General features: G+C 56.0%; 18 protein-coding genes. 4 read left to right on the top strand and 14 right to left on the bottom strand.

Annotated elements, in window-relative coordinates; genetic code table 11:
- Positions 1 to 54: 54 nt before the first annotated feature.
- The 6 genes from ispG to ACMYSL_RS07850 form a co-directional block, all read right to left on the bottom strand.
- Positions 55 to 1,176: a flavodoxin-dependent (E)-4-hydroxy-3-methylbut-2-enyl-diphosphate synthase gene (gene ispG, locus ACMYSL_RS07875; RefSeq protein WP_142513075.1), complete on the bottom strand. Its 1,122-nt coding sequence runs from the start codon at positions 1,174 to 1,176 to the stop codon at positions 55 to 57.
- A 26-nt stretch (positions 1,177 to 1,202) separates the two neighbouring features.
- Complete coding sequence (rodZ, locus tag ACMYSL_RS07870) at positions 1,203 to 2,192, bottom strand: cytoskeleton protein RodZ (RefSeq protein ID WP_182240395.1); 990 nt, start codon at positions 2,190 to 2,192, stop codon at positions 1,203 to 1,205.
- A 274-nt stretch (positions 2,193 to 2,466) separates the two neighbouring features.
- The gene (locus tag ACMYSL_RS07865; protein ID WP_112215468.1) at positions 2,467 to 3,633 is read right to left on the bottom strand and encodes a bifunctional tRNA (adenosine(37)-C2)-methyltransferase TrmG/ribosomal RNA large subunit methyltransferase RlmN; all 1,167 of its coding nucleotides are present in this window, start codon (positions 3,631 to 3,633) and stop codon (positions 2,467 to 2,469) included.
- 288 nt (positions 3,634 to 3,921) lie between these two features.
- Positions 3,922 to 4,353 (bottom strand): nucleoside-diphosphate kinase, encoded by a 432-nt coding sequence (gene ndk / locus ACMYSL_RS07860; protein WP_004114414.1) that lies wholly within the window; start codon positions 4,351 to 4,353, stop codon positions 3,922 to 3,924.
- 160 nt (positions 4,354 to 4,513) lie between these two features.
- Positions 4,514 to 6,838: a peptidoglycan glycosyltransferase PbpC gene (gene pbpC, locus ACMYSL_RS07855; protein ID WP_434662090.1), complete on the bottom strand. Its 2,325-nt coding sequence runs from the start codon at positions 6,836 to 6,838 to the stop codon at positions 4,514 to 4,516.
- Positions 6,839 to 11,785: an alpha-2-macroglobulin family protein gene (locus ACMYSL_RS07850; RefSeq protein WP_434662088.1), complete on the bottom strand. Its 4,947-nt coding sequence runs from the start codon at positions 11,783 to 11,785 to the stop codon at positions 6,839 to 6,841. It lies immediately after the preceding gene.
- A 403-nt stretch (positions 11,786 to 12,188) separates the two neighbouring features.
- On the opposite strand from ACMYSL_RS07850, the gene ACMYSL_RS07845 reads away from it, so the two are divergent.
- From ACMYSL_RS07845 to ACMYSL_RS07830, 4 genes are all read left to right on the top strand, one after another.
- A complete protein-coding gene (locus tag ACMYSL_RS07845; protein WP_182207545.1) occupies positions 12,189 to 13,400 on the top strand; it encodes a hypothetical protein in 1,212 nt (403 codons plus the stop codon).
- 35 nt (positions 13,401 to 13,435) lie between these two features.
- A complete protein-coding gene (locus tag ACMYSL_RS07840; protein WP_434662086.1) occupies positions 13,436 to 14,620 on the top strand; it encodes an amidohydrolase in 1,185 nt (394 codons plus the stop codon).
- 124 nt (positions 14,621 to 14,744) lie between these two features.
- The gene (sseA, locus tag ACMYSL_RS07835) at positions 14,745 to 15,590 is read left to right on the top strand and encodes a 3-mercaptopyruvate sulfurtransferase (protein WP_304252783.1); all 846 of its coding nucleotides are present in this window, start codon (positions 14,745 to 14,747) and stop codon (positions 15,588 to 15,590) included.
- Positions 15,591 to 15,691: 101 nt separating this feature from the next.
- Positions 15,692 to 16,663, top strand: coding sequence for a tetratricopeptide repeat protein (locus ACMYSL_RS07830; RefSeq protein ID WP_434662084.1), 972 nt, complete (start codon positions 15,692 to 15,694; stop codon positions 16,661 to 16,663).
- 39 nt (positions 16,664 to 16,702) lie between these two features.
- Here ACMYSL_RS07830 and sseB read toward each other — a convergent pair whose 3' ends face one another.
- From sseB to iscU, 8 genes are all read right to left on the bottom strand, one after another.
- Positions 16,703 to 17,479, bottom strand: coding sequence for an enhanced serine sensitivity protein SseB (sseB, locus tag ACMYSL_RS07825; protein WP_304252790.1), 777 nt, complete (start codon positions 17,477 to 17,479; stop codon positions 16,703 to 16,705).
- Between the two features lie 152 nt (positions 17,480 to 17,631).
- Complete coding sequence (gene pepB, locus ACMYSL_RS07820) at positions 17,632 to 18,918, bottom strand: aminopeptidase PepB (protein WP_182207551.1); 1,287 nt, start codon at positions 18,916 to 18,918, stop codon at positions 17,632 to 17,634.
- Between the two features lie 104 nt (positions 18,919 to 19,022).
- Positions 19,023 to 19,223, bottom strand: a complete 201-nt coding sequence (iscX, locus tag ACMYSL_RS07815) for a Fe-S cluster assembly protein IscX (protein ID WP_434662082.1) — start codon at positions 19,221 to 19,223, stop codon at positions 19,023 to 19,025.
- Between the two features lies 1 nt (position 19,224).
- Positions 19,225 to 19,560 carry an ISC system 2Fe-2S type ferredoxin gene (fdx, locus tag ACMYSL_RS07810; RefSeq protein WP_110272096.1) on the bottom strand — a complete coding sequence of 112 codons (336 nt, stop codon included), beginning with the start codon at positions 19,558 to 19,560 and terminating at the stop codon, positions 19,225 to 19,227.
- A gap of 1 nt (position 19,561) precedes the next feature.
- A complete protein-coding gene (hscA, locus tag ACMYSL_RS07805; RefSeq protein WP_434662079.1) occupies positions 19,562 to 21,412 on the bottom strand; it encodes a Fe-S protein assembly chaperone HscA in 1,851 nt (616 codons plus the stop codon).
- A 15-nt stretch (positions 21,413 to 21,427) separates the two neighbouring features.
- Positions 21,428 to 21,943 carry a co-chaperone HscB gene (hscB, locus tag ACMYSL_RS07800; RefSeq protein WP_181485330.1) on the bottom strand — a complete coding sequence of 172 codons (516 nt, stop codon included), beginning with the start codon at positions 21,941 to 21,943 and terminating at the stop codon, positions 21,428 to 21,430.
- Between the two features lie 73 nt (positions 21,944 to 22,016).
- Positions 22,017 to 22,340, bottom strand: coding sequence for an iron-sulfur cluster assembly protein IscA (iscA, locus tag ACMYSL_RS07795; RefSeq protein WP_110272092.1), 324 nt, complete (start codon positions 22,338 to 22,340; stop codon positions 22,017 to 22,019).
- A 15-nt stretch (positions 22,341 to 22,355) separates the two neighbouring features.
- Positions 22,356 to 22,742 (bottom strand): Fe-S cluster assembly scaffold IscU, encoded by a 387-nt coding sequence (iscU, locus tag ACMYSL_RS07790; RefSeq protein WP_005120408.1) that lies wholly within the window; start codon positions 22,740 to 22,742, stop codon positions 22,356 to 22,358.
- Positions 22,743 to 22,744 lie beyond the last annotated feature (2 nt).

The raw sequence follows: 22,744 nt of genomic DNA, 5'->3' as shown, positions 1-22,744 counted from the left end.
GCCTCGCGCCCGCAGGTTCAATCATACACGGGAAGCGTATCGCTTCCCAACACGTTATTTTGCTTCAACCTGTTGAATATCGATACGACGCGCTTCATCAAGCATCGATGCTTTGGCACGGATACGCGCTTCTAACTGATCGATCATATCGTCGTTATCCAGCCTGTCTTTACGTACGCCATCTTCGTACAGGCCACTTTTCTTATTGCCGCCGGTTACGCCGAGCGTAGATACCAGCGCCTCACCAGGACCGTTTACCACGCAGCCAATGATCGAAATATCCATCGGCGTAATGATATCTTCCAGACGCTGCTCCAGCGCATTAACGGTGCCGATAACGTCAAACTCCTGACGCGAGCAGGTTGGGCAAGCAATAAAGTTAATGCCGCGCGCGCGAATGCGCAGAGACTTCAGAATGTCGAATCCGACTTTGATCTCTTCAACCGGATCCGCCGCCAGCGAAACACGCAGGGTGTCGCCAATGCCTTCATTAAGCAGCAAACCGAGGCCAATAGCCGATTTCACCGCACCGCTGCGGGCGCCACCGGCTTCGGTGATCCCCAGGTGCAGAGGCTGATCGATCTGCTTCGCCAGCAGACGATAGGATTCAACAGCCAGGAATACATCGGAAGCTTTTACGCTGACTTTGAACTGATCAAAGTTCAAACGATCGAGATGATCGACATGACGCATGGCAGATTCCAGCAGCGCCTGCGGCGTCGGTTCACCATATTTTTCCTGGAGATCTTTTTCCAGAGAACCGGCGTTCACCCCGATACGAATGGGAATATTTTTATCGCGAGCACAGTCCACTACCATGCGAATACGCTCTTCATTACCGATATTACCTGGGTTAATACGCAGGCAATCGACGCCGTATTCCGCAACCTTCAGCGCAATACGGTAATCAAAGTGGATATCGGCAACCAGCGGGACATTAACCTGCTGTTTGATAAGCTTGAATGCTTCAGCCGCGTCCATTGTCGGCACGGAAACACGGACAATGTCTGCGCCAACGCGTTCTAACGCTTTAATTTGATTGACTGTCGCCGCCACGTCAGTGGTGCGAGTATTGGTCATCGACTGTACGGCGATAGGTGCACCATCGCCAATCGGCACATTCCCAACGTAAATTCGTTTAGATTTTCTACGTTGAATCGGAGCCTGGTTATGCATGAAAAATCTCCCGCGTTACCCGTCTGTTACTGCGCCGGTGATTGTTCGGCATTAAGGGTCAGACGCGCAACCTGGTTAGTTCTGATAAAACGACTCAAATCGACGGGTTTACCCAGATACTGAATCTGTACTGCAGCCGGTGCACCAATTTTCAGCTTATAAGGTGCTTGACCGCTCAGATTCAGGTTACCACCTTTACGTTGCAAACCGCTGAACAGCTTTTTACCGGTAGCATCACTCACTTCCAACCAGCAATCAGCGGAGAAGTTCAGCACCAGATCCTGAGCTGAAGCCGCCGTAGCGGCCACGTTTGCCTGATCGGTAGGTAGTGGAGAGGTTGGATTTACCGCTGCAGGCGCTGGAGTTGCCGCAGTGTCGACATTCGCCTGAGAAGGCGCAACAACGGCGTTGTTATCTACCGGGGCCGGAGCCGGGGTTGACGCCGCTGGCGCAGTAGAAGTCTCTACCGGCGCGCTGTTAGCAACAGCGTCCGGTGCAGAATTCGCCGAATCATTATCCAGAGGAATGTTTTGGCTATTATTATCGCCAGAATTCAGCTCAGCGGTAGATTGATCGGCCATGGTGGAGATCTCGTCCTGCTGCGCTTTGTGGTCTTGCCACCACCAGGCGCCGCTGAGTCCGATCACCACAAACAGGACCAGCCAGGTAAAGCTCATCAGCCAGCCATCACGCTTTTTACGACGTTTGCCCAGCGAGAAACTCTGCATCGGCGCAACTTTTGCCGCGCGAATGGGAGCCTGTTTCGCCATCATTGGCAGCAGTTCTTCTTCGGGAATGTGCACAAGGCGAGCATAAGAACGGATATAGCCGCGCAGGAAGGTTGAAGCTAGATCGGCTGGGGCCTTATCGTCTTCAATATCACGAACCGTGGAAACCTTCAGGCATAAGCGCTCTGCCACCGCTTGCTGGCTGAGTCCGAGTTGTTCGCGGGCCGTACGCAGACGCGCGCCCGTGGTGTTTGCTTCTTGATGGTCTTGAGTGGCTTCAGTATTCATTCGCTACAATTACTGGTACGTGAAATTTAAAGTTCAGCGCCGGTAACCCCGCGCCGCGAGACATCTGCTCAACGTCAGACAAACAGTATAAGGCCGTATGACGTACTATCACAGAGACTTATCAATATTGAATGCTAAGCGGTTGTTGTACCGCTACATACTGCCTCAAAGTCGACAAAAACGCACCGTAATTATTAACCAAACCAGTGTATTTCGCCCGGCTATTCAACATAAATATGCAACGCACGACCCGGGTTGCGCGCTGCATCATTTATCAGATTGCCTTAACGTCGATCGCTTCACCCTGCATACGCTTACGCAGCGTGCGCTTGGTGCGGTCGATGACATCACCCGCCAGCTGGCCGCAGGCGGCATCAATGTCATCGCCACGGGTTTTACGCACAATCGTGGTAAAACCGTACTCCATCAACACTTTGGAGAAACGGTCGATACGGCTGTTGGAGCTACGGCCATACGGCGCCCCCGGGAAGGGGTTCCATGGGATCAGGTTGATCTTACATGGTGTATCTTTCAACAGCTCGGCCAGCTCATGCGCATGCTCGGTACCATCATTGACGTGATCCAGCATAACGTATTCGATAGTCACGCGGCCCTGGTTGGCGTTGGACTTCGAAATGTAGCCACGCACCGAGTTCAGAAAGGTCTCGATATTGTATTTCTTGTTGATCGGTACGATTTCGTCACGAATGGTGTCGTTCGGCGCGTGCAAGGAGATCGCCAGCGCAACGTCAATCATATCGCCAAGCTTATCCAGCGCCGGTACCACACCTGAAGTCGACAGGGTCACGCGACGTTTGGACAGGCCAAAGCCGAAGTCGTCGAGCATGATTTCCATCGCCGGAACCACGTTGGTCAGGTTCAGCAGCGGTTCGCCCATCCCCATCATTACCACGTTGGTGATCGGACGCACGCCCGTTGCCTTCACCGCGCCGACAATTTTCGCCGCGCGCCAGACCTGGCCGATAATTTCCGATACCCGCAGATTACGGTTAAAGCCCTGCTGCGCCGTAGAGCAAAATTTGCACTCCAGCGCACAACCAACCTGGGAAGAGACGCACAGGGTGGCGCGATCGTCTTCCGGGATATACACGGTTTCAACGCGCTGATCGCCAACGGCAATCGCCCATTTGATAGTGCCATCGCTAGAGCGCTGCTCTTCAACAACTTCGGGTGCGCGGATCTCCGCGATTTCCTTCAGTTTGCCGCGCAGGACTTTGTTGATGTCGGTCATCTCATCAAAGTTATCGCAGCAGTAGTGATACATCCATTTCATCACCTGATCGGCGCGGAAAGGCTTTTCGCCCATATCTTTGAAAAACTCGCGCATCTGCTGACGGTTCAGATCCAGCAGGTTGATTTTGGCATCTTTGTTCGGCACCGTCAGAGCGGCGCTATCAGGTGTGACTATTTGTTCAGACATAATTGATCCCGGCCTCGTTATTACACGTTATGGCCCCTGGAGGGTTGAAAAAGAAACGCCCCGGGAGCAACTGCTCGTCCGGGGCGCTGTATTCTACAAAGTCTGGCGCATCAATACCACGCTTGCACGCAGTCAATGATAAAAAAATCGTAACCACATACTTAATCCTCTATGGCTTTTCGATTGTCGCAAGGCGGCAAGCTAGTTAAGCCCCGGGAGCATAGATAACTATGTGACCGGGGTGAACGCGCGCAGCCAACACCGCGACGGTCGAAAAGACGACGAGGATTAGCGGGTGCGCGGGCAAACCTCGCCTTCCGCAAAGAAGAACGCGATTTCGCGCGCAGCAGATTCAACAGAATCAGAACCGTGGGTGCCGTTCTCGGTGAAGCTATCAGCGTAGTCAGCGCGCAGGGTACCTGCCAGCGCGTTCGCCGGGTTGGTTGCGCCCAGCAGATCACGGTGACGCTGAACCGCATTTTCGCCTTCCAGCACGGATACGACAATCGGGCCGGAAGTCATAAATTCAACCAGGCCGTCGAAGAATGGGCGACCTTCGTGCTCAGCATAAAAACCGCGAGCCTGCTCAACGGTCAGGTGCAGCATTTTGGTGCCGACAATTTTGAACCCTGCAGCTTCAAAGCGAGAAAAGATGCCGCCAATAACGTTTTTTGCCACCGCGTTTGGTTTGATGATGGAAAAAGTACGTTCAATAGCCATGATAACCTCTTATATGTGTTGTTCTGTTTTGCAGATGAGCAGATAAATACGGCGCGAATTATAATCATCATCTACAGCGGTTGCCTATGTGTTTAGGTAACATTTTTTTAAAAAAAAGCGACCTTAAACAACAAATCCGACCAATCTATGACAGCTCCGCTTATTGTACGGTGAAATTCGCGGCAACAATTTGCCCGGCCTCATCCATCACCACCAGTTGATAATTTTCGAGGCGTTCCAGGCTGAGGGTTGCGTTAACGCCTTCCACCGCCAGCGGTTCGCCGTTCAGAAACCACCAGCGCCGCCCTTCCCCGCCGGTCGTTTGCAGCGGTAGCATAACCTTCTGCTCACCGGGCAGGCGTTTAATCACCGATCCCTCGCGAATGCCGGATAGCACCAGCGGCGCGGGGTCCGCGGTTTGTACTGGCGGACAATCAGCCGATACTGCAGGCAGTCTGGCGCGACGCCGTTCTCCAACAGGGAGCCAGGGTTCGAGCGGCAGCGGCCAGACGTCGATATTTTTTGCCACCGCGCCGGGGCAATCTGCCGTCACCCGCAGCCCTTTGTCATTCAACCATACCGGGAAACGAATACCGCGAATCCCTTCCTGACCGGGCAGCAGCAGCGTCGGCGGCTGGCTCTCATCCAGCAGCCAGGTTGCCAACCGTCGGCGACAGTTCGCATCTCCTGACGCTAGATGCTGCCCGCCGGGCCAGCAAATGTTCCCGGCGCTGACCGACGGTGGACGCGGGTCGGTCGGCAATCCGCCGCGGCCCATCGCGGGTCGCGCCAGCAGCATATTATTCACCTGATTAAGCAACGGCACCGCGCTGGCGAAGCCAAACTGCCCGACCACCGGCGTGCCATCGGGTCGCCCGGTCCAGATGCCGATCAGGTAGCGGGCATTAACGCCGATCGCCCAGGCATCGCGATAGCCGTAGCTGGTGCCGGTTTTCCACGCCAGCGGTACCACCTGCACCAGCGATGCATCAGGAACAGGCTGCGCTTCACCAGCAAGAATACGCCGCACAATCCAGGCTGAGCCCGGCGACAGTAGCGGTCTTTCCACTAGCGGGGCGTTCGGTGTGATGCGTAAGCGCGCGGCCTTGCCGTGACGGGCAAATGCGCTATACGCCGCCACGATATCCTCCAGCCTCGCCCCGGCGCCGCCGAGGATCAGCGACAGATTCGGCTCCGCGCCCGCTGGCAGCATCAGCGGCAGACCAGCGTTGCGCAGGTTAGCGGCAAACCGCTTCGGCCCGTAGGCCTCCAGTACCTGCACCGCCGGAAGGTTCAGCGAACGAACCAGCGCTTCGCTGGCGCTCACCGGCCCATGAAAACCGCTGTCAAAATTGCCCGGCCGGTAGTCGCTAAAACGACGCGGCACGTCCTGCAGTAAAGAAGCCGGATGAATCAGCCCCTCATCCAGCGCCATGCCATAAACAAATGGTTTAAGTACTGAACCAGGTGAGCGAATCGCCGCCACCATATCAATGTGACCAAAGCGACTATCATCTGTAATATCCGCCGATCCCACCCAGCCGCGCACCTTCATATTAGTATGATCGACCACGACTATCGCCAGCGAGCTGCGCGGCGGCAGGCGCGATTTCCAGTTTAACGCCAGATCTTCCAGTTGCCGCTGTAGCCCGGCATCCAGCGTCGTCACTACCTTATCTTCACGGCTGCTCGCCAGCGCGCGGCGGGAAAAAAGCGGCGCCAGCTGCGGCATCTGGCGTGGAAAGAGCCACACTGGCTCTTCGATAGCTTCACGCACCGGTTTTTCAGGCCACACGCCCTGGCTCTGCATCCGCAGCAGCACTTTATCGCGCGCTGCCTGAGCCCGCTCGGGCCAACGATCGGGACGCAGACGGCTTGGTGCCTGCGGCAGTACCGCCAGCAGCGCCGCTTCGCCGTAACTCAACTGCGCGGGCGGTTTACCCAGGTAGGCCCAGCTCGCCGCACCAATGCCCTGTAACGTGCCGCCAAACGGCGCCCGGTTGAGGTATAGCGTGAGAATATCGCTTTTCGACAGATGCCACTCCAGCTGTAGCGCCCGCCATAACTGGCGCAGCTTGCCGCCGAAAGTACGCGGATGAGGATCGAGTAGACGCGCCACCTGCATGGTCAGCGTACTGCCTCCGGAGATCACCCGACCGGAGGTCAGATCCTGCCAGGCGGCACGCGCGATAGAAAAGGGATTGACGCCGGGATGATCCCAGAACCAGCGATCTTCGTACTGGATCAGCGCCTGCAAATAGCGCGCTGAGACGTCATCGAGCGTCACCGGATAGCGCCAGACGCCCTGCGCATCGGCAAAGCGCCACAACGGCGTCCCGTCTTCCGCCACCACAACCCTTGCGGGCGTAACCTCATGCAGCGGCAGCGGCCATAGTCTGTCAGCCGCCAGCACCGCAAGCCACAGCAGAAAAAAGAACGCCGCCAGCCAGCGCCAGCGGCGTTTTATACCACTCAATCCGCGCATTTACGGGGTGACGGTTAGCGGGCCGCTGGCCACGCCGGTTGCCCGCCATTGCGGCACATACATCGACTCCACCTGCGGCTGCGGAACCTGATAAGTCCCCGGCGTCACCGCCCGCGCCAGATAAACCAGGGTCACAGGCTGTCCTTCGTTGATAGCCACCGCAGCGACAAAACGATCGTCGCGAAATTCAATGTGCTGGATATCCGCCTGCTGCATCTGGTTGAGCAGATTCTGCACCACCTCGCCATTCTCCTGCAGGCTAGCGCTGCTGTTGGCCAGATTCTGGTTTTCCAGCTCCAGCCCTGCCGGAAGTAAATCGACCACCAGCGCGTCCGGTACGTTGCGTTTGGCTGTGACTTCCAGCTTCACCAGTACCAGCTCGCCGCTGCGCAGTGAAGAGAGCGATTTCTGCTGACCCTGAGTATCGAAAATTTGCCGTTCAATACCCAGCACGTTACCGCCAGGCTGTGGAGCGCTCTGCGGATACCCGCTGCTGTCGAGACGTAGCCACAGCGGCTGTTGACCGGTGTTGGTCACCTCCAGCGCCGCCAACTGGTCGCCGATCAGGTTGCGAGTTTGCACTTTGTCACCGGAGAGCGGTTCGGCCTGCAGCGAGGTTTGTACCTGCCAGTTGCCAGGAACGTCCTGCAACGAGCGCCCGGCAAGGAATAGCGCGTTGGTCTCCTGCGTTGAGAGCCAGCGCTGACCATAAGCCTCTTCCGCCAGGTTGCTTAGTAGCCTGTTTTGCGCCTCCGGCAGCAGCTTGTTCTCTTCCAGCAACGCCAGCTTCAGCGCATCGTCGCGCAGCTCGCTACCGTAGTCGCCAAGCCAGCGATTTGCGTCCTGACGCGGCGTAGACATTGCCAGCTTCAAAGCTTCGTCACCGCGAGGCGCATCGCCCATCGCTTTCAGCGCAACGCCTAACTGCAACAACGGCAGACCAGAACGCGCCTGCTCGTGGCGATTCCAGATTTCGCGCAGCGCGCCGAGCGGTGCTTTTTGCTGCCGCGCCAGCACCAACGCAGCATAGGCCTGAGCAGCAAAGCGGCTGGCCTGGGCATCATCGCTATAGCGAACGGTCATCAGCCCCGGTTCCTGTAAATAACGCAGCAGGCGCTGGTTGCCGTTGTTAATAGCATTCGTCGGCACGCTATAGCCCTGCTCTCCCGCTCGCACGAGGAAGTCCATCGCGTAAGCGGTCAGCCAGTACTCTTCCGGTCCTTGTTTATCCCACAGGGCGAAACCGCCATCATCGCGCTGCATTTGCAGCAGGCGCGAAATGCCGATATCCACCGCCGCGCGCCGTTTTTCATCGCTGTCTCCGCTGATCCCCAACGCTTTTAGCTGGACGGCGTTGGTATAGAGCGACGGGAACAGCCCGCTGGTGGTCTGCTCCAGGCAGCCGTAGGGATAAGCTTTGAGGTCACGAATATAGCGCGCCAGATTCAGCGGCGGCTTACCGCTGAATACCAGTTGCCCTTGCAGCGTGGCGGGCGAGAAGCCCTGGCTTTGCGTCACCGGAGCCTGCCAGCTTTCACCGGGCTGTAATACCGCGCCGGAATTCACGGTTTGTGCCGGAAACGCCGGACGCACGCCCAGCGTCCACTGTTTTTGCATCGGGGTGAAGGTTTCGCCAGGCAGGTTCAGACCGCTGATAGTGGCGTTCACCTGGCCGTCGCCAAAACCGTCCTGCGCGCGAACGGACACAAACAAAGTGCTGCGCGCGCCAGGAGCCAGCTGTACCGGCGGTACTTCCCCGCCTTCAAGCTGGAGCAGACCGCTGGCGTTCAGCGCAACGTTGAGCGTTTGCGGCTTGTCGGTCAGATTGCTGAGATCCAGCGCCAGGCGAGTAGTATCTCCGCTGGCGAGGAAGCGCGGCATGTTCAGCTCGGCAATTACCGGCGCTGCAACGATCACTTTATCTTCACTACTGCCGAAATCATCAGCGCTCCACGCCTGGGCCATCACCCGCAGTTCGCCGTTAAAATCGCCAATCGGCAACGTTACCGTGCCTTCGCCTTTCTCATCCAGCACCACCGGCTGCGCCTGCTGGGCGATAATCGTCACATGATTGACCGGCGGTTTACCGCCGCGCTTGAGTTCATCACCATCGCCGCCGAAGCGCAGGCTGGCGAGCCTCCCCTGTCCTTCAATGACCTGACCGTAGATATCGTAAATATCTGCGCCGTAGCGCTTCTGGCCAAAGAAAGCATTCCACGGATCCGGCGTCGCATAGTCGGTAATATTGAGTACACCACTATCCACGGCGGAGAGCAGGACGTTAACCTGCTTTGGCGTCTCGCCTTCTTTGACGCTGGCTTTAACCTTAACCGTCAGCGGCTGGTTCGGGCGCATTTTATCCGGCGCTTCCAGCGCCAGATTCAGACGGCGATTTTCATCACCAAGCGGCAGATGCAACAGACCCACTGCCCGTTTTGGCGTCGCGGAGCGTGATTTATCCCCCGGACGAATCACCAGGGTGCTGAGATACAGGTCGTGGCGATTCCAGGCTTTATCCACCGGAATCGACAAATCCATGCCTTCCGCCGGAACGTCAATTTCCTGCCACCACAGCGGCCCTTCGCTTGATTCCACCAGCGCATAGCCTTTACCGGCTGCCGGCGCGGCAATGTGCAGCTTGATAGTGTCACCCGGTTTATAGGCTGGTTTATCCAGCTTCATGGTGACGCGGTCCGGGCGTGCGGCTCCCTGGCCATCGCTGTTATCCTGCCAGCTGTATCCGGCCCAGAAGCGCACGCTGCTGACAACATCGTCCGGCCCTTTGACCTCCAGTCGATAAGAGCCCCACTCAACCGGGAAGCTCACTTTCGCCGTCTGCCCAGCGGGCAGATCCAGCGACTCCTCTCCTTCCTGAAGATCTTTTTGATCGAACTGCGACTGCCAGCCTTCGCTATCAGACCAGTTCCAATAGTAGTCGCGGCGCTCGCGGATCAACCTGACCTGTAGCCCGGAGACCGCCCTTTTCTCGCCTTTGGCATCGGCATAGACGATCTCAAACGCGGCGCTGCCGTTTTCATCCACCACCGGCTGCTTGATGGTGCTGTCGGTGCGATAGTCGTATATCTCTTTCAGGGCAAATTCCGGACGAATGCCCGGCAGCGCGTCGGCAGGCCAGATTGGCTGCCGGACAGTGCGGGTTACCGGGCGGCCACCAGATTCCAGCAGGCTGGCCTGCAAAATTACCTGCAGCGGCGAGTGGCTCTCCTGCCACTGGCTGGCGGTGGTCACTTGCGCATGACCTTGCTCATCGAGCGTGGCCTGTACTTCATCCAGGCTGCGGGAAAGGTTCTCTTCGGCAATATCGCCAAACTGGAAGCCCGGCAGCGCTGGCACCGCATCGCGCAGCGGGCGCAGGAACAGCTTGCCCTGTAGCTGGTTGCCGCTGGCCGGCGCGCCGTACAGATAAGCGCCGGTCACGGCAAAACTGACATCAGTAGCGGGAGCAATCGGCGCATTTTGCGGCGTCAGGTTCAGCGCCATGCGCTCGGGCATAAAATCTTCAACGTGGAAATCCCACTCGCGCGGCTGGTTGTCGCCAGTGCTGGCGCGGATATGCCACATCCCGGTTGCCGCGCCGCTATCGAGCGGATACGTAAACTGGTACAGCCCGTTAACGGGCTTGCTTACCGTCGAACGAATCACCTGGCCGTCCGGCTGCACCACTTCCAGCTTCACCGGCTGCTCGGCCAGCGGTTTGCCGTCTCTATCGCGCAATAACGCGTTGAGAACCACCGTTTCGCCCGGTCGATAGAGATCGCGCGGGCCGAACATAAACAGTTGCTTAGTGAAGCCCGGCGCTCCGGCAATCGAAAACTCCGCCAGATCCAGCGCCGGGAGTTTGAGGTCCAACAGGGTAGTTTGTCCGTCCTTGCGCGCTAGCAGCAGCGCCGCGTCTTTATCAGTTTGCAGCGTGACGTGTCCCTGAGCATCGCTCTTCGCTTGCGCCAGGGTTTGCCCTTTGGCATTCAGCAGCTGAACGTCAATGTCGGACTGCGCAGCACCGTTTTCGAGGCTCTGGGTAAAGACATCCAGCCGGTTGTGGTAACGGTGTGCGGATACGCCGATATCGCTGAGGGTGAACAGCGTCGCGGCGTTGCTGTAGTTATAGTGGCCCGCCTGATTCATCACCGCAATATAGACGCCCGGCTCTTGCAGAGGCTTGATATCCGCCAGCGGCAGCAGCAATTTTTCGCGAGTATTGCGCGCCGGGTTGAGGTCGAAACGGCCGGTATAGACCAGATCGGCCATCTTCAGCAGCTCATCCGACTCCCAGTTGCTCAGCGAATTGCGGTATTCCCACTGGCTGACAAAAGCGGAGAGTGATTCCGGCTTGATGCGGAAAAAGTTCACGTCGACGTTATCAACATTCAGTGCCATCACCGGTAGCCCGGCAACGACTTTCCCCGGCAGCAGCGAGCCGCGGCTGGCAAAACCAATGCTTGGGGCAATATCGCGGGTGGTAATGGTTTTTTCGAAGCTGCTGTCAAAAGTCGCTTTATTCAACGCCGCCAGGGTTGGGTCCACCGAAACAATCAGCTCACGTTTTGGCTCCAGATGGCGCAACCGTAGCTCTTTAAGATTTGGCGCCAGCTCCCAGGCACCGTCCACTTTGCCGCTCTTTTTGTCGACCAGATGTACGCTGCGGGAGAAATCCTGATCCGGCTGTAAAGGGATAGAAAAAGTCAGCACCAGCGTCGCCGCGCCGTCAAGCTGCACTTCCGAGGCATCCAGCAGCGTTAGCGCCTTGCCTTTGCTTTTTTCCGCCAGCGCCGCCAACTGGGCGCTGTCCGGTTTCGCATTGTCTTTATCCGCCGCCGTGGAGGCCGCTGGGGCAGCCGCCTGTGGTTTGCCGCTGTCATCGCAGCCGGTCAACGATAACGCAGTAAGTAGCGCCAGAGATAGCGCCGCCAAACGAAATGGTTTCATCCTTCTAACCCCTCGGCCCAAGAGCCAGATACATTCAGTGAACACATTATTATGCGTGAACGGCAGAATTACCAACAGCGCGCTCGTTAACAATGTCCGGCAAAAGAGACCTCAGGATTGAGTATCAGAACTTATAAATTAATCAAATAGCATTAACCGGGATTTTTCTCACTTCCTCTGAAAAAGGAATTTATTGCTGTCTTGTTATTTTGAGCATCCATCAAAAGCAAACCTATATAAATTGACAACTCTCGCATTTTCAATTATTTGATATATATCAACGCCTCTAAAGCATAAATGACCTCATGGCGAAGATATTATCTGCACGTTCCGCAGTTACCTGATAACACAACATCCACCCGTCCCATAAACATATATGGGATAAATAATATGGAAGTTATTTATGTCACAAATGGTCGCACTGTCGATTATTGTTTTTATTCTTTATATCGGCGACGTTGTTTCTACCCGCACAAAAGCCTGGATTCCCTCGGTATTTGTCTGCGCAGTTCTGTTTCTGGTTGGCTACTGGACATTTTTTCCTGCGGATATTATCAGCCGGGCCGGAATCGGTACGCCGGTTGCCATAATGCTGATGTATCTGTTAATCACCAATATGGGTACTCTGCTGTCGCTTAAAGAGCTGGCCCAACAGTGGAAAACCGTGGTTATCTCCCTCGCCGGTATTGCCGGAATCACGACCGCCGTTTTTGCGGTATGCATGGTGATGTTTGACCGCAATACCGCGCTGGTTACCATTCCTCCGCTGGTTGGCGGCATTGTTTCCTCGCTGATTATGTCGCAAGGCGCAAGCAACGCCGGTCTGGTCGATCTGTCGGTGTTTGCCATTTTGATCTACGTGATGCAAGGGTTTGCCGGGTATCCGCTGACCGCCATTATGCTGCAGCGCGAAGGCAAAACGCTGCTGGCCCGCTACCGCAGCGGAGAGCACCGCGCTGATGACATCCCGGATGAACACGCGATGCTGGCGGTCGGGGAAGAGAAAATGCCGCGCCTGTTCAGCAAAATCCCCGGCAGCTATAACAGCAACTACTTTAAATTCCTGCGTCTGGCGCTGGTCGGCTGTCTGGCTTGGTTTGTTGCTGACCTTGCCAAACCCATCGTCAATATCAGCCCGTTTGTACTGTGCTTGTTTTTTGGCGTGGTCTTTACCTCCTTAGGCTTCCTCGAAAAGCACACCCTGCATAAAGCTAACGGTTTTGGTTTCGCGATCATGGCATTGATGCTATTTATTTTTGATACGCTGAATAAAGCGACTCCGGAGATGCTGCTGCGCCTGCTTTTCCCGATGGTAGTGCTCATCGCCACGGCGGTTATTGGCATGTTTATCGTCTCCTGGCTGGTTGGGAAACTGCTTGGCGTCAGCGGCCCGATGTCATTCGCCATCTCCCTGACCGCGCTTTATGGTTTTCCTGCGGACTACATTATTACCAACGAGGCCATCAACGCCCTCACCCATGATGAAAAAGAGCGCCAGATGCTAACTCACCATATGCTGGGCCCAATGCTGGTCGGTGGGTTCGTCTCCGTCACCATGGTTTCGGTGGTATTAGCCGGAATATTGGTCGGCTACCTGACGCCGGTTGCCGGTTGAGCGCGTTGAATTTTTAGCTATTTATGGAGTCATTGATGATTAACCCTGCCATTACCGAGATTATTGCCAGAGAAGAACCGGCAATGATCGCTTTTCGTCGCGACCTGCACGCCCATCCGGAACTGCCGTGGGAGGAGAAGCGCACCACCGATCGCGTCGCCGCTGAACTGGAAGCCATCGGCATCCCCTTTCGTCGCACCCAACCCACCGGAATTATCGCCGATATTATTGGCGGTCAGCCGGGTAAAACCGTGGCCCTGCGCGCCGACATGGACGCCTTGCCGGTGCTGGAACTCAACGACCAGCTCAGCTACAAATCACAAACCACAGGTAAAATGCACGCTTGCGGCCATGACGCCCATACCGCCATGCTGCTGACCGCTGCCCACGCGCTGTATGAAATCCGCGAGCAGCTTACGGGCAACGTACGCTTGATTTTTCAGCCTGCGGAAGAGATTGCGGAAGGGGCCAAAGCGATGATCCAGCAGGGAGCCATCGACAACGTGGACAACGTTTTTGGGATGCATATCTGGTCGGGCACGCCATCCGGTAAGGTTTCCTGCAACGTCGGTTCGTCATTTGCCTCCGCGGATTTACTCAAGGTGACGTTTCGCGGCCGTGGTGGCCACGGCTCGATGCCGGAAGCGTGCGTCGATGCGGCGGTTGTCGCTTCCGCTTTCGTGATGAACCTCCAGGCTATCGTGGCGCGCGAGACCTCGCCGCTGGAGTCCGCCGTGGTAACCATCGGCAGAATGGACGTCGGCACGCGCTTTAACGTCATCGCCGAAAACGCCGTTCTTGATGGCACTGTGCGCTGCTTCAGCATTGAAGCGCGTCAGCGTCTGGAAGCGGCAATTACCCGCTATGCAGAGCATACCGCCGCCGTGTACGGCGCGACCGCTCAGGTTGACTACTGCTACGGTACGCTGCCGGTGATCAACGAGGAGCGCAGCGCGCTGCTGGCGCAGTCGGTTATCCGCGATGCGTTTGGCGACAAGGTTCTTTTCAACGAAAAGCCCACCACCGGCGGAGAAGATTTCAGTTTTTATATGGAGAATATCCCCGGTGCTTTCGCGCTGCTCGGCTCAGGTAACAAAGAGAAAGGCAGCGATTATGCGCACCATCATGGCTGCTTTAATATTGATGAGCAGGTGATGAAAAACGGCGCTGAGCTGTATGCACAGTACGCCTGGCGCTACCTGCAGCAAAGCCAGTTTTAACAGGCTACTCCCCCGACGCCGTTCGGGGGAATATCACATTCCCGCCGTATCCTCTTGAAAATGCCTTGTCGATATCGTTAAAAACAACAACAATCACTCTATTGTTGATGACACGGAGGCACCTATGTCTACCTCGTTTTTTGTCGCTGCCGATTGGCTGGCGGAACATATTGATGACCCGGAAATCCAAATTATCGATGCGCGCATGGCGCCACCGGGGCAGGACGATCGGGACCTTAACGCTGAGTACCTGGCAGGCCATGTTCCTGGCGCCGTTTTTTTCGATATTGAAGCCCTGTCAGACCACACCAGCCCGCTACCGCACATGATGCCGCGCCCGGAGGCTTTTGCCGTTGCAATGCGTGAACTTGGCGTCAACAGTGATAGGCATCTGGTGGTATACGATGAAGGTAATCTCTTCTCCGCACCGCGCGCATGGTGGATGTTGCGTACTTTCGGTGTCGAAAAAGTTTCGATACTTGCGGGTGGCCTCGAAGGCTGGCGTCGCGATGAGCTACCGCTGGAGCAAAGTCTTCCTGAATTGCCGGAAGGTGATTTTGACGGCCGCTTCGATCCGCTGGTGATCAAGCGTCTGACCGATGTGCTGCTGGTAAGCCATGAAGGATCGGCGCAGATCGTTGATGCTCGCCCGGCAGGGCGCTTTAATGGTCTCGTGGCTGAACCCCGCGCTGGTTTGCGCAGCGGGCATATCCCCGGTGCATTAAACGTGCCGTGGACAGAATTGGTAATAAACGGCGAGCTGAAAACCGTCGATGAGCTAAATGAGATCTTTGCGCGTCAGGGCGTGGATTTTGAACGCCCCATCATTGCCAGCTGCGGCTCCGGCGTGACGGCATCCGTAGTTGTACTGGCACTAACGACCCTGGGCGTCAACGGCGTTTGCCTGTATGACGGCTCATGGAGCGAATGGGGCGCACGGACGGATTTGCCGATTGAACCGGCGCAGTAGATAATTATTCGTTTCGTTCAGACAGTTTCTCAATAGAAGGCTGCCATTAATGGCAGCCTTCTTTGTATTTAAACAATGGATTTTTATTATAAGGAAATTATATGAAATATTTAACAATGCGCAGTTTAATCTGCGCATCGCTTTTCTCTGTGCTCAGTATATTTAGCACCTCCCACTGTTATGCCAATGATTATGAAACACTTTTTAAAACAAAAATTGAACCACTCAAAGAGAAGGCCAGTCAGGGTGATATTGATGCTTTAAATGATTTAGCCTGGCGCTATCGTGCGATTATCAGCACCAGCGGTGACAATCTGAAATATGACGGACCGGAAGCGAAGGAAGCGTTCAGTTTTATTATGTCGCATTACCAGGAAGGAAATGCGCAGTTAGAATATGAAATCTCCGGGTTTTACGCCGAAGGTATTGGCGTTGCAAAAGATACTCAGGAATCAGAACGCTGGATTGAAAAATCGGCGCGGCATAATTATCCGAAATCACAATACATCCTCGCCTTGCGATATCTTAACAAAAACGATAATCAGAATGCTTTAAGCTGGCTTAAAAAGGCTGCCACCCAAGGTTATGACTCTGCCGAAGACAAGCTGGCTAGTATGTACCACACCGGTACAGGGGTCGATAAAGACTGCCTGAAGGCAATCAAGTTGTATCAAAAATCCGCGACATCGAAAGCTCTACGGGGAGTGGAAGAAATCCAAAACGATCCCACCTGCCAGAGCGCGCTGCAAACCCCGGAAGCAAAACGCGCCCTGGCCCCTGCGCCAGATCTCGCTAATCCTGTGGACGCCGGTGAGCAATACGAGTTAGCCGCTTCTTATGATGATGGTGGCGATAAACATATCGATTATGTTAAAGCGAAATTCTGGTACGAAAAGGCAGCAGATCAGGATTATACCGTTGCTATCCGCGCGCTGGCCTTTATGTATGAAAAAGGTAAGGGCATGAAACCTGATTATCAAGAAGCTTACGAACTGTATAAACGTTCGGCGGCGCAAGGCGATGGCGCATCGCAATATATGGTTGAGAGCATGGCTCCCTATATGAAGAATTAGCGCTGTTGGTTCGAAAACGGGGCGCAAGCCCCGTGCAGTTCAGATAATACGATTCTGCTTAAAGTCGCGCAGGAAGCTGCCCCAGCGCTTTTCATAGAACGGCGTGATGTGGGCAATCATAAAGTGGCTGATGCCCTTTTCGCCCTCCACCACCTGGCAGATATCAATTGGTTCGTCGCCGGGAAGCGTATCGGTCGCTACGCTGCCGGTTGCCTGAATGATCTCCTCGATGTCGCCTTCCGCTTCAATACCAATCAGCAGGTTAGCTGGCGCATCGGCGCTGTCTTTAATCGAGCATAAAAACGCGCGTTTCACCGTTTTCAGCGTCTTGAACAGCGTAGTCAGCGAATCAACCATCTGCGCAGGCGGTTCAGCAACTTCGGACAACAGCAGCGGCGCGCCGCCTTCGAGCACGGTCTGGGTACTCAACGGGCTACCTTCTTCGCCCAGCAGGTGGCTAATCTCACGCGGCGCAAACTCTTTGCCGGTCGGCAGTTTGGCATTGAGATACAGCGTCTCGCCGAGGGTCATAGCGAACAGCGTGCGCACCGGCATCACCACAAAAGACTGCTCGTCTTCCACGGCCTGTTGCAGCGCTTCCAGCGAGGTGAAAAAAGGAATAACCGACGTGCCGTCATCTTTTTCCCAGTGCTGCAAATCCAGCACGCTGTCTTCGACGACCTGCTCGCCCGGCGCGCCTGCGCCAGGCACCCAGACGGTGGCTTCCAGCAGCGTGCGGAAAAACGCCGGACGATGGCCTGGCTCGGTGGCCGCCTTCTCCAGCAGAGTTTCGAGTTCGTTTTTGATTTCAGACATAGTGGTTCCAGATCGGTGGATCCCCCCTCACCCCGGCCCTTTCCCCAAGGGGCGAGGGATAAAACCGGACAGTCCCCCAATCCGCGATATGGGGGAGAAAACCGGACAGTCCCCTCTCCCCTTGGGGAGAGGGTTAGGGTGAGGGGAAAAGGTTATTCCGCAGTCAGCAAATTCGCAATGGTGCGCACGCCAAGGCCTGTCGCGCCCGCCGACCACTGCTCAACGGCAGATTTGCGGTAGGTCGCTGAGCAGTCGATATGCAGCCAGCCTTCATGATAGTTCTCGACAAAGTGGGACAGGAAGCCTGCCGCCGTGCTGGCACCCGCCGGATAGGCCGCGCTGCCAGTATTGTTCAGTTCCGCAAAGTTCGACGGCAGCTGGCCACGGTGGAACTCTGCCAGCGGTAGACGCCAGAACGCTTCGTTCTCGGCCTGAGCGCTTGCCAGCAGACGATTCGCCAGATTGTCATCAAAGCTGAATAGCGCATGATAATCATTGCCCAGCGCGGTTTTTGCGGCACCAGTGAGGGTAGCAGCGTCGATAATCAGCTCAGGTTTCTGTGCACAAGCATCAATCAGGCCATCCGCCAGCACCAGACGACCTTCGGCATCAGTATTCATGATTTCAACGGTTTTGCCGTTGCGATAGCGAATAATGTCGCCAAGCTTGAAGGCGTTGCCGCTAATCAGGTTATCAGCACAGCACAGGTACAGCTTCACGCGTTTGTTCAGGCCGCGAGTAATAGCAAACGCCAGCGCGCCGGTTACCGTCGCCGCCCCCCCCATATCGGACTTCATTGAGTCCATAAAGGCGCTTTGCTTGATGCTGTAGCCGCCGGAATCGAAAGTGATGCCTTTGCCCACCAGGCAGGCGTAAACCGGAGCGGCTTTATCACCGGTTGGGTTATAGTCCAGCGCCAGCAGGACTGGCGGACGCTCGGAGCCGCGACCAACGGTGTGCAGACCGAGGTAGTTCTGCTCGCGCAGGTCTTCGCCTTTGGTGATGCGATAAGAAACGTTGTCGCAACCGACGCTGCACAGCAGGTCAACCGCGCGCTGCGCCAGTTGCTCCGGCCCTAACTCTTCAGCCGGGGCATTAATGGTGTCGCGCACCCAGTCGATAATGCTCAGGCGGCTATCCAGCTCGCTTTTCTGCGCGTCGTCCAGAGTTGGCCACTCAACTTTACGGCTGCCTTTCGGACCTTTATAACCCGCCCAGAACGCCCACGCGCGGTCTGTATTCCAGCCTTCGCCATCGAGCGCGACGTGTTTGATGCCCATGCCGTCAATTTTACGCGCCGCGCGCTGGATCAAACCCAGGTCGTCTTTGCCGTTCAGGTGCAGGGTGATGCCGTCGTTATTAATGCTGTAAGACGCTTTTTCTCCCCAGCGCGCATCGGCTGGCTGAGCGGTCAGCGTAATCTTCATAGCTTCGGTCATTATCATTATCCTTCTTAGCAAACGGGCCACCGTATGGCAGCCCGTAAAGTTCTTTCGCTCATTGATTCATCCGACTTAAAGCCGCATAAATCATGACGCGAAAATTATTCTGCTTCGTCTAACCAGACTAGCAGAATCGCCTCCAGAATTTTTTCATTGGATGAGTTTGGATCGTCATTAAACTCTTCCAGCTCGCAAATCCACTGATGCAGATCGGTGAAGCGAACGGTTTTCGGGTCGAGATCCGGGAAAGCGTCGTACAGCGCTTCGCCGATTTCACGACTATCGGTCCATTTCAGTCCCATATTAATGCTCGCGTGCGTGGTTGATGGTGTAGCGCGGAATTTCGACGACCAAATCGTCATCAGTCACGCGCGCCTGGCAGCTCAGACGGCTGTCGGGCTCAAGCCCCCAGGCCTTATCCAGCATGTCGTCTTCATCTTCGGTACTTTCAGCCAGCGAGTCAAAGCCTTCACGCACGATACAGTGGCAGGTGGTGCAGGCACAGGATTTTTCGCAGGCGTGTTCAATCTCGATACCGCTACGCAGGGCAGCATCAAGGATAGTCTCACCGATCTTAGCTTCCACAACTACGCCATCCGGACACAGGTCCTGGTGGGGCAGAAAAACAATTTTTGGCATTTTAAACCTCGTCCACGGATTGGCCTTTCAGCGCGGTACGGACCGATTGGTCCATACGGCGAGCGGCAAATTCCTGGGTTTGTGTGTCGATATTTTTAATCGCTTCTTTAATAGCATCGGCGTCATCGCCTACCGCTGCGGAACGAACCTGCTCCGCGGCGTCATCGATAGCCTGACGCTCTGCGGCGCTTAACAGCGCGGCGTCGACGGCCAGCGCGCTTACCAGACTTTCCAGAACGCGCGCGGCTTCGACTTTTTGCTCAGCCAGCATACGCGCCTGAACGTCCTGCTCGGCGTAGCTCATCGAATCTTTAATCATGTTGGCGATCTCGCCATCGGTCAGACCGTAGGACGGTTTCACCTGGATGGAGGCCTCAACGCCGGTCGATTTTTCCATCGCCGTCACGCTCAGCAGGCCGTCAGCATCCACCTGGAAGGTGACGCGAATATGCGCCCCGCCCGCCGGTAGCGCCGGGATCCCACGTAGCGCAAAGCGCGCCAGGGAGCGGCAGTCCTGCACCAGCTCGCGCTCCCCCTGCATCACGTGGATAGACATCGCCGTCTGGCCATCTTTGAAGGTGGTGAACTCCTGCGCGCGCGCCACCGGAATGGTGGTATTGCGCGGGATGACTTTCTCCACCAGGCCGCCCATAGTTTCCAGCCCAAGAGAGAGCGGGATAACGTCAAGCAGCAGCAGTTCACTGTCCGGCTTATTGCCGACCAGGATATCCGCCTGAATCGCCGCGCCGATGGCAACGACTTTGTCCGGGTCAATAGAGGTCAGCGGCGTGCGGCCAAAGAACTCGCCCACGCGTTCACGGACCAGCGGTACGCGGGTTGAACCGCCAACCATCACCACTTCCAGCACCTCTTGCGCCTCAACGCCCGCATCTTTCAATGCGCGACGGCAGGCCAGCAAAGTGCGTTTCACCAGAGCGGAGATGAGATCGTTAAACTGGTTGCGGGTAATTTCGCCCTGCCAGCCGCCAACGTCCACGCGCGCCACATCGGCATCGCTTAGGGCAATCTTCGCAGCGATAGCCGCATCGAGCAGTTCACGCTGCAGGCGGTTGTCGCTACGATCGGCAATACCCGCCTGTTCGCGGATATGATCGGCCAACAGGTGATCAAAATCGTCGCCGCCGAGCGCGGAATCGCCGCCGGTCGCCAGCACTTCAAACACGCCGCGGCTTAAGCGCAGCACGGAGATATCAAAAGTGCCGCCGCCGAGGTCGTAAACCGCAATCACCCCTTCCTGACCGGAGTCCAGGCCGTAGGCAATCGCCGCCGCGGTCGGTTCGTTCAGCAGACGCAACACGTGCAGGCCCGCCAGACGCGCCGCGTCTTTAGTCCCCTGACGCTGGGCATCGTCGAAGTAGGCCGGAACGGTAATCACCACCCCGTCAAGCTCGCCCGCCAGCGCTTCGGTAGCGCGTTCGGCAAGTGCCTTCAGGATATCGGCTGAAACGCGAATCGGGTTGAGCAGGCCGCCAGCGGTCTGAATCATCGGCAGGCCGTTTTCACTTGCCTGCAGCTGATAAGGCAGATGTGGGTAGCGCGCCTGAATATCGCTAAGAGAACGCCCCATCATGCGTTTGACGGAGCTGACGGTGTTGACCGGGTCCTGGGCCGCGTTTTGTCGCGCGTCATAGCCTACCGTCAAACCTGAGGCCTGATAGTTAACAACCGACGGCAGAAGATAGCGCCCTTGATTATCGGCCAACGTTTCAGCCTGGCCGCTACGCACGGTAGCAACCAGTGAATTGGTGGTGCCAAGGTCAATACCCGCCGCCAGACGACGCTGGTGCGGCGCGGCACTCAGACCAGGCTCACTAATTTGTAATAAGGCCATAATTGCTTCCGAAAATTAAAAATCGAGCAGTTTTTCTTCGAGTTGTTCCGCACTGCTTCGCAGTTTATCGAGAAAACGTAGCTTGCGTACAGTATCCGCTGCCGCATCCCACGCCTCGTTATTCAGTTGTTCAACCATCAGCTGATGGCGGGTATCAAACAGCGCTTTTACCCGCTTGATAAAACTTTCCAGACGCGCTTCATCTTGCGCCTTGCCTATCTCATCGAGCTCTTCGCGAAGTTCCAGTTGTTCCATCAGGAACGCGGTATCACGCACGGTGTGCTGCTCGCTGGCGAGATCAAAACCGTGAAGCGAAAGGAGATATTCGGCGCGGGTCAACGGATGGCGAAGGGTTTGCCATGCCTGGTTGATAGTCGCAGATTGCTGCACCGCGGCAAGCTGTTCAGCTGCGCTGCCGTTGGCGAATTTATCGGGGTGGTACTGGCGCTGTAAATCCTGATACCGGGCAGCCAGGGGTTCTAATGAAAGGGTATAGCTGGCCGGTAACCCGAAGAGGGTAAAATAGTCCATAGCAACCTCAGGGTTAACGAGATAAAGCAAACCCCACGCATAGCAAGGCTACGGTGGGGTCAGGGATAACCGATTACACGTTAAAGCTTTCGCCGCAGCCGCACTCGTCTTTCACATTAGGGTTGGTGAACTTAAACCCTTCGTTCAGACCTTCTTTGACGAAGTCCAGCTGAGTGCCGTCAAGGAACTGCAGGCTTTTGCCGTCGATCACTACCTTGACACCTTTATCTTCAAACACGGTGTCTTCTGCCGCCGGCTCGTCAACAAATTCCAGCACGTAGGCCATGCCTGAACAGCCCGAGGTGCGAACACCTAAACGCAGGCCAAAGCCTTTGCCACGGTTGGCCAGGAAGGTATTAACTCGCGACGCTGCGCTGTCGCTAAGAGTAATCGACATACAATAACCTCTTAATTATTTCGCTTCACGTTTGCTTTTGTAATCCGCAATCGCGGCTTTAATCGCGTCTTCCGCCAGGATAGAGCAGTGAATTTTCACCGGTGGCAGTTCAAGCTCGTCTGCAATATCGGTGTTTTTAATCGCCTGTGCTTCGTCCAGTGATTTCCCTTTCACCCACTCGGTGACCAGGGAGCTGGAGGCAATGGCGGAACCGCAGCCGTAGGTCTTGAAACGCGCGTCTTCAATGATACCTTCATTGTTGACTTTAATCTGCAACTTCATCACGTCGCCGCATGCCGGTGCACCGACCATGCCACTACCGACGCTTTCGTCGCTGTTATCGAAAGAACCCACGTTACGTGGATTTTCGTAATGATCGATTACTTTTTCGCTGTAAGCCATGA

Origin of the sequence: Klebsiella sp. MISC125, from assembly GCF_051131775.1 — a bacterium.
GTDB lineage: Bacteria > Pseudomonadota > Gammaproteobacteria > Enterobacterales > Enterobacteriaceae > Klebsiella.
This window is presented reverse-complemented; position numbering and strand designations above follow the sequence as displayed.